Origin of the sequence: Streptomyces roseochromogenus subsp. oscitans DS 12.976 (genome assembly GCF_000497445.1) — a bacterium.
GTDB lineage: Bacteria > Actinomycetota > Actinomycetes > Streptomycetales > Streptomycetaceae > Streptomyces > Streptomyces oscitans.
Window position 1 is genome coordinate 8055100 of sequence record NZ_CM002285.1, and the last position, 1325, is coordinate 8056424.

Genomic DNA, 1325 nt, shown 5'->3' on the forward strand with positions numbered 1-1325 from the left:
AGCGCTCCGCCGCGCTGCAGGAGGTCAGCGACTCCGCCTACCGCGACTCCACCGCCGCCGCGACCGAGGCGCAGCGCGCCCGCAGCGAGACCGGGCACCTGCGCCAGCGCCTCGCCGAGGTCGAGCAGGAGACCGCCGAGGCGGTCCGCGCGGGCTGGCTCGACGACAGCGCTCCGGACGCCGACCCGGCGCGTGCTGCGCTTGCCGCCAGCGATGCCGAGAAGACCGCCGTCGCAGCCTGGGACGCGGCCCGTGAGGCCGCCCGCAAGGTCACCGAGCACGCGCGCGAGGCGGCTTCCACGGAGTCCCGGGCGGAACTGACCGCGGCCCGCGCGGCGGACGCCGCGACGGCGGCCGAGCGCGCCTTCGAGGCCGAGCGGCGCCTCGCCGAGTCCCTGGCCGCCGAGGAGCGGCTCGCGGAACTGCTCAGCCTGCCGGGTGCGCCAGGCCGGGCCCGGGTGCCCGCCCCGAGGGCTGACATGGACGACGACACGCGCGCGGCATCCACGGCGGACCCGGACGGCCCCGGCGACGGTCCGCTCACCTCCGAGGAACTCGACCGCTTCGCCGACGAGTTGCGCGAGCTGCTGGACGACGCCGTGTCGAGTGCCGAACGGCACCTGTTCGACCTGCGCACCGCCGCCGCCGACGACTCCCGCATCCTTGGGGCTCTCGGTGACGGCGGACTGCTGCCGCCCGGCCCGGACGTCCTCGCCACCGTGGAGTTCCTCGGCGAGCACGGCATCCCGGCGCTGCCCGGCTGGCGCTATCTCGCCCAGGCCGTCGACCCCGCCGACCACGCGCGTGTGCTCGCCACCCGCCCTGAACTGGTCGACGGCGTGATCATCACCGACCCGGACACACACGCGCGTGCCCGCCAGGCGCTCGGCGACGCGGCCCTGCTGCCCCGCTCCGCCGTCGCCGTCGGCACGGGCCGCCGCCCTGCTCGCCCCGCCGCCCGCCGGCAGCGCCGCCCCCGGTGACGTCTTCCTCGTGCCGCCGAACCCGGCCATGCACGACGAGCACGCAGCCGACGAGGAACGGCAGGCGCTGCGCGCGCGGGCGACCGAGCGCGACGAGGAGATCCGCACCCTCGCCGCCCGCCTCGGCAAGGACCGCGAACTGGCCGCCCGGCTCGCCTCCTGGCGCACCGGCTGCCCCGCCGGCCGCCTCACCGAGCTGGCCCAGACCGCCGGGGAGACCCGCGCGTTCGCCGAGGAGGCCGAGGCCGAGCTGGCCGAGGCACGCACCCTGCGCGCGGAGGCGGACGAGGCCGCCGCCGAGACCGCACAGGTCCGCGACGAGCGGCAGGAGGCCGCGCAGAA

The 1325-nt window shown here is 77.9% G+C and carries 1 pseudogene; it reads left to right on the forward strand.

The features are described from left to right. A pseudogene (locus M878_RS000000100465) lies at positions 1 to 1325 on the forward strand (hypothetical protein); the annotation flags it as partial.